Below are 14450 nucleotides of genomic sequence, written 5' to 3'. Positions count from 1 at the left end.
AACTAACTGCTTTTTTTGGGGCTCTAGAACCCCAAAGAGTACATGTACTTTTTATTTTACGCGCGTGTAATTTTATTAGAACGAAGGCAGCGAGTGCATACGTTAACTTTTTTAGTAGCACCGTCTACAACCGCCCGTACTCTTTGAATGTTCGGTTTCCAAGTTTTTCTTGTGCGAATGTGAGAGTGACTCACGTTCATACCGCTAGATGTGGATTTGCCACATACTTCGCAAAGGTTTGCCATAGTTTCCACCTCCAAGCTTAATCTATAACATAACAAAAGTATATTATCATAAAGACATAGTTAAAGCAAGTGTTTTTATCGTACATATTGCTCTTTTTATGAAATATACTACAATATAAGGTATACTATATATCATATTCTATGATATGAAGGGGCTTTTACACAAGGATATACAGAAATTGGATATATCCTCAGTGTTTATCGTATATTTAAAGGAGTTTCTATGGATGAACGGTTAACGACCATTAAAGGGATTGGTCCTGGTCGGGAGAAACAATTGCATAAGCTAGGGATTACGAATGTAACATCATTGTTGACATATTTCCCTCGGAGCTATGAAGACCGCCGTACAATTTATAGAATTGGTGAATTAAAGTCAGGTATGACCGGTGGCGTAGTAGGCAATGTTATTGCTGTACAAGAAAAGCGCCCGCGCCCTCGACTATCTATTTTAGAGGTAGTTATTGCAGATGGTACTGGTCCACTAAAGATTGTTTTATTTAACCAAGGGTATAAAAAGAACTTTTATAAAAAAGGTCAGCGTCTATATGCATATGGCAAAGCGGAATTTCAATATGGGTCTATGCAAATGAATACGCCCCAAATAGAAAATTTGGGAGATGGTGGAGAGCCTGATCGTGGTATCGTTCCTATTTATGCTCTTGTAGATGGAGTGTCTCAATTTGTGGTGCGCTCATCAGTACGCAATTGGTTTGCCGCTAATCATGAAATGCAAGAAATTTTGCCTACTGAGGTTCGTGAATCACATCAATACATGAGTCGTTATGATGCATTTAAAATGATGCATTTCCCGGATTCTTCAGAGAGATATGAAGAAGCGCGTCATCAATTGGCCTATGAAGAGTTATTTGTCATGCAATCTGGATTGGCCTTGTTGCGGAATAAAGAGCAGTGTCATAAAGGACCTAAGATGGTGCCTAATGGAGACTTAATGGCTCAATGTATAGAAAACTTGCCGTTCTCCTTAACCGGCGATCAACAGCGTGCATTAGAGGACATTCGCATCGATATGGAAGATGAACGTCCTATGCAACGATTATTACAAGGTGATGTAGGTTCTGGTAAAACTGTTGTAGCTACATTGAGTTTATTGAAGGCCATCGAAAATGGGTACCAAGGGGCATTAATGGCTCCTACAGAAATCTTAGCTGCCCAGCACTATGAAGGTATAACAGATGTGTGTGGTAACTTAGGTATTACCATAGAATTATTGACAGGGTCTACTACCAAAAAGGAAAAAGAGCGCATCTATGAAGGCTTAGCTGATGGATCAATTAATATGATCATCGGCACTCATGCGCTTATTCAGGAAGGTGTTAACTTCCATAATTTAGGTCTCGTCATTATCGACGAACAACATCGCTTTGGCGTAGAACAACGGGCGCGATTACAACAAAAGGGTACATACCCACATGTACTCATTATGACAGCTACACCAATTCCACGGACCATGACCTTATCTGTGTATGGCGATTTAGCGGTTTCTTTAATTAAAGAAATGCCACCAGGGCGTAAGCCTGTTAAAACGTATGCTGTAGATAGCTCATATAAAGAACGATTGAGAACATTCTTCGGCAAAGAAATGGCAGAAGGACGTCAAGTTTACGTAGTATGTCCACTTGTCGAAGAGTCTGAAAAATTAGACTTACAGGCAGCAGAAGAACTGTATTTGGAACTAAAAGAGTACTTTTACAAGGCCTATGAGGTTGGCCTTGTACATGGGCGTATGAAGCCAAGTGAAAAGGATGAAGTGATGAATGCCTTTCATAAGGGTGAGATTTCACTACTCGTTTCTACTACCGTTATCGAAGTTGGTGTCAATGTGCCTAATGCGACTATTATGTGTATAGAAGGGGCCGAGCGATTTGGTTTATCACAACTGCACCAGTTGCGTGGCCGTGTAGGTCGTGGATCTCATCAATCCTATTGTATTCTTGTAAGTGATTCAAAAAATGATGTGAGCCAAGAGCGTTTGAAATTGATGGAGCAGACACAGGATGGTTTTGAACTTGCCGAACAAGACTTATTATTGCGTGGGTCTGGTCAATTATTTGGCTTAGCCCAATCAGGATTACCTGATTTGCGAGTTGCCAATATTATTAAAGATATTGAAATATTAGTACAGGCTCGCAAGGATGTATTAGATTTTGCAAGCCAACATGGAATGGAAAAACTTGAATCTGTAATGAAAGAAGAATTAGAAAAAAGATTTGGTGAAAAATTTCTTAGAATATTGTATAATTAAGAGGTAGGAATAATAAGTACATAAGTAGCGATAATATTAGATTTTATCTGGGTTTTTCCCTTGTGTATCTGTTCCTCATACCGTATAATAGAACAAACAAATTTATTTCATTTTCATCTATGGAGGTCAATATGCCACTTATTCATGTAGAGCTCGTTGAAGGGCGCACAAAAGAACAAAAAAAACAATTAGGTGAAGCTATCACTAAAGCTGCGGTTGATATCGTTAATGTACCTGCTGACGCAGTAAAAGTTATCTTCGTAGATATGAAAAAAGATGATTATATGGAAGGCGGCATTTTGCGGTCTGAACGCTAAGCTACGACTGACCGCCTAGTCCAATGTGGACTAGGCGGGTCGTAGTTTTGTTTTATTATACGGAAAGGAATTAAATATGAGAGACGATAAATTCGGTATGCGTGGACTAACTTTTGATGATGTTTTATTAGTACCAGCAGCTTCTGATGTGCTACCACATCAAGTAGAGTTAAAAACTCAATTAACTCGTGACATTACGTTAAATATCCCTATGATTAGTTCTGGGATGGATACAGTTACTGAATCCCGTATGGCTATTGCTATGGCTCGTGAAGGTGGCCTTGGCGTTATCCATAAAAATATGTCTATTGAAGAACAAGCCCATGAAGTTGATAAGGTAAAACGCTCTGAACATGGTGTTATCGTTGATCCTATTTTCTTAAGTCCTCAAAATTTACTATCTGATGCAGCAGAAATTATGGGAAAATATAAAATTTCTGGTGTACCTATCACAGAACATGGTAAACTAGTAGGGATCATTACAAATCGCGATATGCGTTTTGAAACTGATTTAACTCGCCAAATCGGAGACTGCATGACAAAGGATTCCCTTGTTACTGCACCAGAAGGTACATCTATGGAAGAGGCAAAAGCAATTTTAAGTGAACATCGTATTGAAAAATTACCTCTCGTAGATGGCGATGGAAACTTAAAAGGCTTAATTACTATAAAAGATATTGAAAAAGCGACAAAATATCCAAATGCTGCCAAGGATAGCAGCGGTCGATTATTAGTAGGTGCTGCTGTTGGTGTATCTAAAGATTTATATGATCGTCTTGATGCACTTGTATCTGCTAAGGCTGACGTAATCATTGTAGATACAGCACATGGTCATTCTGCAGGTGTACTTCGTACATTGAAAGAAATTAAACAAGCCTACCCTCATATTCCTGTTATTGCAGGTAATGTGGCAACTGCAGCTGGTACAGAGGCTCTTATTGAAGCTGGTGCAGATGCTGTTAAGGTTGGTATTGGACCGGGCTCTATTTGTACAACCCGCGTTATCGCAGGTATTGGGGTACCTCAAATCACTGCAGTATATGAGTCTGCTCAAGTAGGTCGTCGCTATGGAATTCCTATCATCGCTGATGGGGGCATTAAATATTCTGGCGATATTGCCAAAGCTATTGCGGCTGGTGCCAATGTAGTTATGATGGGTAATATTTTAGCTGGTACTGATGAAAGCCCAGGGGAAACAGTGATTTACCAAGGCCGTTCCTATAAAGTATACCGTGGCATGGGTAGCTTAGGTGCTATGAAGCTTGGTAGTAAAGATCGATATTTCCAAACAGAAGCTAAGAAATTAGTTCCTGAAGGTATTGAAGGTCGCGTACCTTATAAAGGTATGTTGGCTGATACAATTTTCCAAATGGTTGGTGGTTTGCGTGCAAGTATGGGGTATTGCGGATGTCATAACATCCAAGAAATGATTGAAAATACTCAATTCATTCAAATTACAGCGGCTGGTTTAAAAGAAAGTCATCCGCATGATGTAAGCATTACCGTTGAAGCACCAAATTATAGTGGTTGATAATGGAGTATTACATTGAATAAACGTATTTCTGTTTTATCTGTGCCTATCGATTGTGTAACAATGGATGAGGCAGTCCAACGTATTTTGCAATTAACTGAAGAGCCGGGGCTACATCTAGTAGCCACGGCTAATGCAGAAATGGTTATGTTGGCTAATGAAAATCCTACATTGCACACCATATTGAATAATGCTAGTCTCGTCGTTCCTGACGGGGCTGGCATTTTGTGGGCTGCAGAGCGTAAAGGCGAACATGTGCCTGAACGCGTAACGGGGGTAGACGTAACAAAACGATTATTTAAAGTTGCGGCTGACCAGCAAATTCCTGTATACTGCTTAGGGGCAGCACCTGGTGTTGCTCAACGAGCAATTGATAATTTATCTGCCCAAGTTGGACCATTAAATATTGCAGGGATTCATGATGGATTCTTCGATAGCGTAGAGGAACAAGAAATCGTTAAAGCTATTGGGGAGTCTAAGGCAAAATTAGTGTTTGTTGCATTAGGCGTACCAAAGCAAGAACAATGGATTTCAGAAAAATTGAGTCACCTTGATGGCGTTGTTGCCATTGGTATTGGTGGTTCCTTTGACGTTTTGGCAGGTAATATTCCTCGGGCCCCAGAATGGATGCAACGCAATCGTCTCGAATGGTTGTATCGATTATATTTAGAACCTCAACGGATTGGCCGTATGTTGGCTATTCCTAAGTTTATGTGGACCGTTATTAGAAATAAATAGAGGAGTGTTGAATCGTGCCTACAGGACCAATAATTAAGGAAGGGTTTCCACTGATAGGGGCTATGCTCATTATCACTGTGGTGTTAGGATTTTTAGGACATTATGTAATTGCGATTATTTCATTTATTCTGGCATTATTTTTCGTCAATTTCTTTAGAAATCCTAAACGTGTAATCCCTCAAGATCCAGATTTAATTTTATCTCCAGCAGATGGTAAAATTATGGATATTTCTGATGTATACGAAGATATTTACTTACATAAAGAATGTAAAAAGGTAACTATTTTCTTATCTGTTTTCGACGTACATGCCAATCGTGCGCCTATTGACGGTAAAATTACATACCGCCATTACACAATGGGCAGTTTCTTGCCTGCTTTTAAAGATGATGTAGGATTTGAAAATGAACGTCATACGATTTGTATTGAAAATGATCGCACTTCCGTATTAGTAACACAAATTGCGGGCCTTTTAGCGCGTCGTATAGTATCTTGGACGGATCTTGATAGTGTGCTTGAACGCGGTCAATTGTACGGGATGATTAAATTCGGTTCCTGTACTGAAATCTACATGGATAAGGATGTAGAGTTGTTCGTGGAAAAAGGTCAACATATTACAGGTGGTGACACTGTTATCGGGAGGTTGCGTCATGAATAAATCTATTATTCCAAATTTATTTACTAGTGCTAATTTAGCCTTCGGTGTCCTAGGCATCACATTCTCTGCTACAGGTAATACTTTCTATGCAGCTATTTGCGTACTATTATCCTTAGTCGCTGATGGTTTAGATGGTCGTGTAGCGAGAGCATTAGGTGTAGCAGGTCCTATGGGGCGTGAATTAGACTCTTTATCTGATGTTGTAGGCTTTGGTGTAGCTCCAGCTTATATGTTATATATGAAAGAGCTATACGGTTTAGGTTGGATTGCTTATGTTCCTTTACTAGCATTTGCTGTATTAGGCGCATACCGTCTTGCTCGCTTTAACATCAAAACTGAAGAAGTTCATGGTTACTTTGAAGGTTTGCCAATTCCAGCAGCAGGTTGCTTGGCAGCTACTTACGTATTGTGTGGCGTAGAGGTACCTCAATTTGTACTAGTAGTTTGTATGATAGGTGTAGGCTTCTTAATGGTTAGTGAAGTAAAATATCCAGACTTCAAAGGTAAATCTGCGGTTAATATTAATAAACTTTCCATTGTACTCACTGCTATTTTTGTTATAGCTTGTCTCGTTTATGATTGGCATACATGGGCCGTGATGATTTTTGCTGGCTATGTAGTGTTTGGCCTTATTAATGGGGCGTTAAATATGGTGCGTAAATAAGTGTGTGGAGGATAATAGTATGAATTACCTACTGGATCTGATATTGATCCCTATGCAGGTAATAATCGTAATTTATACGGTTTATTATTTTGTACTCGCCGTAATCGGTATGTGGCGGTCTAGAGTACATAAAAACTATACCCCAAAAAATTCCTTTGCTATTGTTGTGTGTGCTCATAATGAGGAAGCTGTAGTCGGTGAATTAGTAAAAAATTTACGAAGTCTAGATTATCCAGATGAGCTGTACGATATCTTTGTTGTAGCTGATAACTGTACAGACAAGACTGCTGAGGTAGCAAGAGCTGCTGGTGCTAATGTGCATGAACGATTCAATAAAGAAGAAGTAGGTAAAGGCTATGCAATGGGGTGGATGTTTGATCGCGTGGAACAAATGGATCGGAAATATGATGCATTTCTTATCTTTGACGCCGACAATTTAGTACATCCACAATTCATGTTAGAAATGAATGATCATCTTGAAAAAGGTGAATCTGTTATTCAAGGTTACTTAAATTCTAAAAACCCTACGGACTCATGGGTAGCGGGTACATTCTCTATCGCATTTTGGATGGTTAACCACATGTGGCATTTAGCAAAATACCGCGTTGGTTTATCTACAGCGTTAGGCGGTACTGGTATGTGTATACGTACATCCATCATCCGTGAATATGGTTGGGATTGTAATAGCTTGACTGAGGATATGGAATTCTCCATGAAGTTATTAACTCATGGTATTCGCACATGTTGGGCTCATGATGCCATCGTATACGATGAAAAGGTTACAACCATGATGGCGTCTTGTAAACAGCGTTTGCGTTGGGCGCAAGGTCAATTCGACTGTGCAGGCCGCTACATTCCAAAGTTGTTTGCCACAGGTATTAAAACTGGCAATATTATGATTTTGGATGGTATTTTCCAAGTGAGTCAACCATATTTCCTATTGTTGACTACTGTGTACTTGGTATTGTCTTATATCAATGCATACACACCAATCTATACAAACATTTTGTATCAAATTTTACCGATGTCTGTATGGACCATCATTGGGGTTGGTCAATATTTATTCCCACTTATCGTATTATTGAAGATTAAGGTACCACCAAAGATTTGGTTCTACTATTTACTATATCCATTGTTTGTATACTCTTGGATTCCTGTAAATATTTTAGGTTGGTTCCGCCGTCATAATAAGGTGTGGTCTCATACAGTTCATACGCGAGCTGTTGGCTTAAATGACGTTAAATTGACCCGTATGGGAAACATGAATAAGAATAAAAAATAGAATCTGTAGGAGTGACTATGCATATTTTAATGTGTAATGATGATGGTATTTTAGCAGATGGTTTACGCCGTCTTGCATCGTACTTAAGTCAATATTATCGAATTACCGTTGTAGCACCTGCAAATGAGCAAAGTGCTAAATCCCATGCATTGACGACTGAGATTCCTTTAAAATTAGATGCGTACAATGGCGAGGATGAAAATCCTCGCCTTTATGCTCTAACGGGAACTCCTTCTGATTGCATGAAGTTTGGTCTTAGTTATTTATTGAGTGATGATATGCCTGATCTTGTGATTTCAGGTATTAATCATGGTTTTAATTTGGGATCGGATGTATTGTATTCCGGTACGGTGTCTGCTGCCATGGAAAGTTGTTTTTACGGCATTCCAGGGTTAGCATTATCTGTTGAACGGTATTCTCCTGAACGAGGGGATGAAATGCACCCCTTTATACTTGAATTAATTGAAAAGATTTATGTTAAAGGTCAATTTGATGGCTTATTAAATATAAACTTCCCATTGCGTGGCGCATGTGATTGGGATCATTTTAAAATGGTTAGTCAAGGTTTACAAACCTATAGTAATATTATTGATGCTCGTATTAACTCAAGAGGGCAAGATTATTACTGGTTAGCAGGTGAGCTTGATTATGGTGCTGAAAGTGTCCCTACCGATGTGGAGTATGCTCGCAAGGGCTATATAACAGGGGTAGCACTTACATGGAAGCAGCAATGTGATGTAGGTATGGAAGCGGTTAAAAATATTTTAGATAAAATATAAAAAATATGTTGACATTGTTTTGGGATATCTGTATAATAACAAATGTTCCGAGACGCCGGAGTGGCGGAATGGCAGACGCACTTGACTCAAAATCAAGCGGGTAACACCGTGTGGGTTCAAGTCCCACCTCCGGCACCAACTTTAGGCGGTAAGACTTTTGTCTTACCGCCTATTTTTTATATATTTATATTTATGAATTAATATACAGTTGTATACATTTTATTTGCTTGAGGTGAAAGTATGGATCAAGGTGTAATTGAATATATTGCTAATGTCTTTGACATACCAAAGCTAGCACAACCTGTAAGTGTAGTTCAAATGCCTTTACCGTTAACACGGTTAGCTGAGATACCCTTAGATAGTTCTGTTAATCAATGCCAAGGCTTTTGTTATAACTCTAAAAAAGATGTATTTGTTCTTGCTTGTATAAACTCAGATAATACAAAACAAATTATGTATGAAATAAATCCAACAACGTTACAAGTTGTTGCTAAGTATGAATATAGTCAAAAACGTTTATTAGGCCATATGAATACGTTGACCTATAATCCGAATAATAATCGCTACTATACAACCAACGCTGTTGTAGATGGATATATCGTTACACCTATTGAAGCTGATAGCATGATTGTAGAGGCACCTATTAAATTAAAAGAAAAGGTATTTAACTTTGCCTTTGATAAAGAGCGCAACGAATATGTATCGATTGTGCCTTTAACAAATTCTCATCGTACAATTAATTATTACGATGCTAATTTTAATCGAATTCGTAGCTTTACCATTGATGCAGAGCATACTGATTTAAATAATAATGGCGCCTATGCAGCGAATGGTAATACTATATTTACAACCTTAACAACCTTTGTTTCTGTTGATAATGAAGGTGTTGTTAAGAATATAACTCCTTATACGTCAGGTATGGAAGTAGAAGATATGGATTATCGTAATGGTCAAATGTATGTAGCCGTTAATCGCAAGGGTAAGGTTGAAATTTATAGCTTACCTAAATTACCATTTTCAGTAAATGCCTAGATTTTATCTATGTTTTTATCCACTTTAAGAGTGTATAATATAAATGTTAGGGTAATTTAGGAGTTATTATGAAATTAGGGAATGATATTATTGAAATTGACCGTATCCGTTGTGCTATAGAGAAATCTAAACCATTTCGTGAACGCGTGTATACGTCTCATGAGATTGATTACTGTGAAAGCCGAAAAAAAGGGCGTTATGAGTCTTATGCTGGCATATATGCTGCTAAAGAGGCTTTCATTAAAGCATTAGGAAAGGGAATGCGCCATGGTTCATGGCAAGATATAGAAGTTTATCATGATGAATTGGGGGCGCCCTTAATTCGTCTACAAGATACTTTCAAAGAAATCTATGAAACATTAGGTTATACTGATATACATGTGTCCATTAGCCATTGCAAAGAATATGCAATGAGCACGGTTATACTTGAAGGAGCATAAGATGCAAATATTAACAACTGAGGATGCTCGATATATAGATCAAGAGGTACCTAAGCAGTTAGGTGTTTCTTTGGAAATTCTAATGGAAAATGCAGGACGTGGCATTGTAGATGCTTTATGGGGACAATATGACTTATTTTCTTTAGATAATGCACGTTCTATCAATAGTTTTGTACTATTTATCTGTGGTACAGGAAATAATGGGGCAGATGGTCTTGTAGCCACTCGTCATCTATTAGAACAAGGCGTACCTGTACAAATTGTACTTGTCGGTGATACGAGCAAGTGTAGTGACCTCTTTGCAGTGCAACTTGAAAGATGTGAAGCAATGGGATGTATCATTGATACGTATGACGAATTCAATGATTGGTCTAATGTGGCTATTGCTGTAGAAGGCATTATGGGCACAGGCTTAACAGGCCGATTGCGGGATTTAACCATCGATGTTTTGCATGATATTGATACTATGCGTAGTCAATATAATTTTGACTTGTGGGCTATTGATGTACCGGCAGGGCTAGATGCTTCTTCTGGTCAAATTTCAGAGGGAACATTGACCTATGATTATACGGTTACCTTTGGAGCTATTAAACAAGGTTTATTGTTATATCCTGGTAAGGCCATAGGTGGCACAGCTATTGTTGCACCGCTAGGTGCTCCTTGGCAACAAGTATTAATTAATCGTGATAGTACCATCACTATTGATTCGGATTTAGCAGAAACGTTAATCAATTATCGCGTTCCAATGGCTCATAAAGGTATAAATGGGAATACCTTGATTATCGGTGGATCTAGTGATATGGTGGGAGCCCCTATGTTGGCCGCAGAAGCAGCTGTTCATAGTGGAGCCGGTAAGGTTACATTAGGCGTTCCAGATACAATTAAACAAGTTGTGCAAGGTCGTATCATACCGGAAGTAATGGTAACATCTATCGATGAAAATGAATCCCTTTATGACGGACGTCAAGTAGTTGCTATTGGGCCAGGTTTGGGGCGCACTACAGATATTCCAGATGTAGTAAATCAAGCTATTGATTCCTGTGAAGGCGCTCTCGTCATTGATGCAGATGCGTTATATGCATTAGGCCATGTAGGTTCTGTCGATAAAGATGCTTTACGTGATGGCCATATTGAGTCCGTATATAAGGTGCAAAAAAATCTGCCATACTGTGTAATGACGCCTCATTTAGGTGAATTTAGTAGACTTATAGATTTGCCAATAAAATGGATTGAACGTCATTATATTACACTGGCTCGAGCATTTGCTAAGGCTCATCAAGTAGTGTTAGTACTTAAGGGAATTCCTTCTGTTGTGGCACTACCTGATGGTACGGTATATGTTAATACTATCGGAAATGCTGGTATGGGAACTGGCGGAATGGGGGATGTATTAACAGGTATTATTGCAGGTTTTATTAGCCAAGGTTATTCCTTACAAGATGGTGCAATTTTAGGTGTCTATGTACATAGCCGCAGTGCAGATATACTAAGTGATACTAAAACTTGGGGGTATACACCTAGTGATGTAAGTACATCGATAGGTTGTGTCATTAGTGAATTATTGGGAGAATAAGAATGACAAATAAAATACAGCGATTTATAGCCTTTTTGTTAGTGTTATGTATTCCAATCTTTGCTATTGCGGGATGCACGAATAAAGATGTAGCTAATGCAGCATCTCAGAATAGCACTAGTGTAAATGAAGGCTATTCAATTGATACGAAGCAGACGAATCCTGAAGGTCATCTAGATGTATATATGCTAGATATTGGTCAAGGCGATGCCATATTACTTAAGGTCGGCGATGAATATAGTATGATCGATACAGGTGACATAGAGCATCGTGAGAACATTGTGGCACAGTTAAAGTCTATGGGTGTTACAAAGCTAAAAAATGTAATTATCACACATCCTCATGCTGACCATATGGGTGGTTTTTATGCTATTGCAAAAGCTATGCCTATTGAACATGTGTATGATGATGGTATTTCTGTTGATAATAATATGTATAAAACCTATGAAAAATGGATTGATAAAAATAAAATCCAACGGTCTACATTGCGTAGTGGTGATGTAGTAGATTTTGGTCATGGAGCGGTATTTGTTGTATATGCACCTTGGACTGAACCTTTAACAGATAAAAAAGGAGCGCCAGATCTTAATAATAACTCTATTGTAGGTAAATTAATTTTTGGTAAATTCTCTATGCTCTTTACTGGTGATGCAGAATTACAAGAAGAGAAAAAACTCATAAAAGAGCAGAACTCTAGACTGTTTGCCCGTGTTCTTAAGGTAGGTCACCACGGTTCTCGCACAAGTAGCTCTGAAGATTTTTTAAAATCTATTAAACCAGAAAGTGCATTAATTTCAAATGGCATGTATAATAGTTATGGTCATCCTCACGATGTAACATTACGTCGTTTGCAGGAGAACAATATTGCCATTTACCGTACAGATACGATGGGACGTATTCACATTAGTACGGATGGGAATGAATGGCAAATTACAACTGAACGTTAGCGTCGATTGCATAGCACAAAAATTAATTTTAAGCAACTGATTTTTGTGTGTACTGTATAAAGACTTTATATAGTAATATGTATAATCGGCATACTAATCTTCATGTTTGTATGAAATAATCTATCTATAATCTAACATTAGTTTATGGATAGATTGGAACGATGAGACTTTGATTCACAAAGATATCATCGACTCATCTCTATGGTTTGGACACTACGTATGTCAGTTAGATTGGAGTGAATGTATTGCGTAAACTATTTTTTATGTGCCTTGCTGTCTTGATGGCGATACCACTATTCTTGACTCAAGCAAAGGCAGCTAATCTTGAAGATGCTCGATGGGTGACACGAACTGATGCACCGGTACCATATGTTCGTATGGTTATGGATTTGTCAGCACCGGTAAAAGCGTCTGCATCGATTAGCAAAGATGGGAAAACGACGACTGTTACCTTAAAGAACACAAAGCTAAAAACTGCTAAAGCGAATATCAATATGGACTCTAGCATAGCTAGTTCTGCTAGACTCACAGAAGATGGCAGAGATGTGAAGGTAACAATCAAGACACCTTCATCTATCGATACGAGTGATGTAAAGGTATTTTCCCTAAAGAAAGATACGGTTAATCAGAAACCGTATCGCATCGTTGTAGATGTACAGAAAAAAGGTGTGGCACCTAAACCTGCTTATTATGGCAAACGTCCATCTCCTTCTGCACATCCTGCGAAAAATATGCCAACAGGATCCGGTAATTATTCTATTAGCGGTGGTCTATCTGGTAAAACAATTACGATTGACCCAGGTCATGGTGGTAGTGACTCTGGTGCCGTTGGGCCGCATGGTGTACAAGAGAAAAATATTACACTACCGATTTCTATGTACTTGAAAAAAGCTCTAGAAAATCGTGGCGCTAAAGTGCTTATGACTCGTACTACAGACGTAGACGTATACGGTCCTAATGCAAGTGGTGTTGATGAATTGGGTGCTCGTGTTAACGTAGCAAACCGTAGCAATTCTGATGCGCTCATCAGTGTGCATATTAACGCATTCAACAACCCAAGTGTTGGTGGTATTGCAACATACTACTATAGTAAAACAGGCAATGATGCTCGATTAGCACAAAAGGTACAATCTCAAATTGCTAGCGTTCCAGGTTTCAATGGTGACCGTGGCATTCAAGAAGGTAACTTATATGTGTTGAGACATTCTAACATGCCTGCAGTTCTTGTAGAGCTTGGTTTTATTTCCAACCCTAATGAAGAACGTGTATTGCAATCTCCTCAAACACAAGAAGACTTTGCAAATCGCATTGCCAATGGTATTGCTAGTTACTTTGGAGGTTAATCGATGAAATTACGTAAACAAGTTCTGTCGATCCTCTGCGTAGGTTTGCTTGCATTTGCAGCGGGTTGTACACCTAATCAAGCACCTACAACGGGTAAAAGTGAACCTGTGCAAGAGACGAAAGTCAATAAGGATGCAGAAACAACAAAAACATCTCAAGAAATGGTTAAGATGGCCTTCTTTGTTCCAACAGAGGATGGCTCAGGGGTAAAACAATCAACCGTTGAGATGGAGGCGGACAAAGTAACGCCTAAAGCTGCTCTTCTAGCGATGTTAAAAGCTGATAGAGCACAAAAATATCCAGTATTCTCCAAGGATATTAAAATTACATCCGTTACTGTAAAGGACGGCATTGCTTCTGTAGAAGTGAATGACGCTTTCGTAAAAGGTAATGGTGGGGACTTAACTGTTCAATTACAAATGGCTGCCATTGTAAATACATTGACATCCTTTGATAATATTAATGGTGTTCTCTTCGTTAGCAATGGTAAAAAGGTACCTACTGTAGGTTCCTTTGATACGAAAGATCCTGTTAAACGGATGACAAACCTAATTAAAAAATAATTAAGTTAGGCTCATTGATAGCAGATAGTTGATATATCAACTATCTGCTATTTTTGTTGTCTTTTATATATGT

15 protein-coding genes and 1 tRNA gene are annotated in these 14450 nt (G+C 38.6%); 15 read left to right on the top strand and 1 reads right to left on the bottom strand.

Annotated features, from left to right (window positions below):
• Positions 1–56: 56 nt before the first annotated feature.
• Positions 57–245 (bottom strand): 50S ribosomal protein L28, encoded by a 189-nt coding sequence (rpmB, locus tag VRHSUH10_RS02370; protein ID WP_005386334.1) that lies wholly within the window; start codon positions 243–245, stop codon positions 57–59.
• Positions 246–468: 223 nt separating this feature from the next.
• Between rpmB and recG the strand changes: the two genes are divergently transcribed.
• The 15 genes from recG to VRHSUH10_RS02295 all read left to right on the top strand — a co-directional run bounded on the left by recG (position 469) and on the right by VRHSUH10_RS02295 (position 14377).
• Complete coding sequence (gene recG, locus VRHSUH10_RS02365) at positions 469–2511, top strand: ATP-dependent DNA helicase RecG (RefSeq protein WP_105089293.1); 2043 nt, start codon at positions 469–471, stop codon at positions 2509–2511.
• A gap of 131 nt (positions 2512–2642) precedes the next feature.
• Positions 2643–2828, top strand: coding sequence for a 4-oxalocrotonate tautomerase (locus VRHSUH10_RS02360; RefSeq protein WP_105089292.1), 186 nt, complete (start codon positions 2643–2645; stop codon positions 2826–2828).
• A gap of 76 nt (positions 2829–2904) precedes the next feature.
• Positions 2905–4359 (top strand): IMP dehydrogenase, encoded by a 1455-nt coding sequence (guaB, locus tag VRHSUH10_RS02355; protein ID WP_105089291.1) that lies wholly within the window; start codon positions 2905–2907, stop codon positions 4357–4359.
• Between the two features lie 15 nt (positions 4360–4374).
• Positions 4375–5097, top strand: a complete 723-nt coding sequence (locus VRHSUH10_RS02350; RefSeq protein WP_105089290.1) for a WecB/TagA/CpsF family glycosyltransferase — start codon at positions 4375–4377, stop codon at positions 5095–5097.
• A 14-nt stretch (positions 5098–5111) separates the two neighbouring features.
• Positions 5112–5753, top strand: a complete 642-nt coding sequence (locus VRHSUH10_RS02345) for a phosphatidylserine decarboxylase family protein (protein WP_005386340.1) — start codon at positions 5112–5114, stop codon at positions 5751–5753.
• Positions 5746–6417: a CDP-diacylglycerol--serine O-phosphatidyltransferase gene (gene pssA, locus VRHSUH10_RS02340; RefSeq protein WP_105089289.1), complete on the top strand. Its 672-nt coding sequence runs from the start codon at positions 5746–5748 to the stop codon at positions 6415–6417. Before VRHSUH10_RS02345 ends, pssA begins: the two co-directional genes overlap by 8 nt.
• 19 nt (positions 6418–6436) lie before the next feature.
• Positions 6437–7699 (top strand): glycosyltransferase family 2 protein, encoded by a 1263-nt coding sequence (locus tag VRHSUH10_RS02335; protein ID WP_005386342.1) that lies wholly within the window; start codon positions 6437–6439, stop codon positions 7697–7699.
• A gap of 17 nt (positions 7700–7716) precedes the next feature.
• A complete protein-coding gene (gene surE, locus VRHSUH10_RS02330) occupies positions 7717–8478 on the top strand; it encodes a 5'/3'-nucleotidase SurE (RefSeq protein ID WP_105089288.1) in 762 nt (253 codons plus the stop codon).
• 54 nt (positions 8479–8532) lie between these two features.
• Positions 8533–8616, top strand: a tRNA-Leu gene (locus VRHSUH10_RS02325).
• A 102-nt stretch (positions 8617–8718) separates the two neighbouring features.
• Positions 8719–9510: a hypothetical protein gene (locus VRHSUH10_RS02320; protein WP_105089287.1), complete on the top strand. Its 792-nt coding sequence runs from the start codon at positions 8719–8721 to the stop codon at positions 9508–9510.
• A gap of 68 nt (positions 9511–9578) precedes the next feature.
• Complete coding sequence (gene acpS / locus VRHSUH10_RS02315; RefSeq protein ID WP_105089286.1) at positions 9579–9950, top strand: holo-ACP synthase; 372 nt, start codon at positions 9579–9581, stop codon at positions 9948–9950.
• A gap of 1 nt (position 9951) precedes the next feature.
• The gene (locus tag VRHSUH10_RS02310; RefSeq protein WP_105089285.1) at positions 9952–11523 is read left to right on the top strand and encodes an NAD(P)H-hydrate dehydratase; all 1572 of its coding nucleotides are present in this window, start codon (positions 9952–9954) and stop codon (positions 11521–11523) included.
• A 2-nt stretch (positions 11524–11525) separates the two neighbouring features.
• On the top strand, positions 11526–12470 hold the full coding sequence (locus VRHSUH10_RS02305; RefSeq protein ID WP_005386348.1) for a ComEC/Rec2 family competence protein: 945 nt from the start codon (positions 11526–11528) through the stop codon (positions 12468–12470).
• A 245-nt stretch (positions 12471–12715) separates the two neighbouring features.
• Positions 12716–13813, top strand: coding sequence for an N-acetylmuramoyl-L-alanine amidase (locus VRHSUH10_RS02300; protein WP_105089284.1), 1098 nt, complete (start codon positions 12716–12718; stop codon positions 13811–13813).
• A 3-nt stretch (positions 13814–13816) separates the two neighbouring features.
• The gene (locus VRHSUH10_RS02295) at positions 13817–14377 is read left to right on the top strand and encodes a GerMN domain-containing protein (RefSeq protein WP_105089283.1); all 561 of its coding nucleotides are present in this window, start codon (positions 13817–13819) and stop codon (positions 14375–14377) included.
• Positions 14378–14450: the final 73 nt, after the last annotated feature.

It is taken from the genome of Veillonella sp. T11011-6 (assembly GCF_002959755.1).
Classification (GTDB): domain Bacteria; phylum Bacillota; class Negativicutes; order Veillonellales; family Veillonellaceae; genus Veillonella.
Note: the sequence above shows the minus strand (reverse complement) of the source record. Positions and strands in the feature narration are given on the sequence as shown.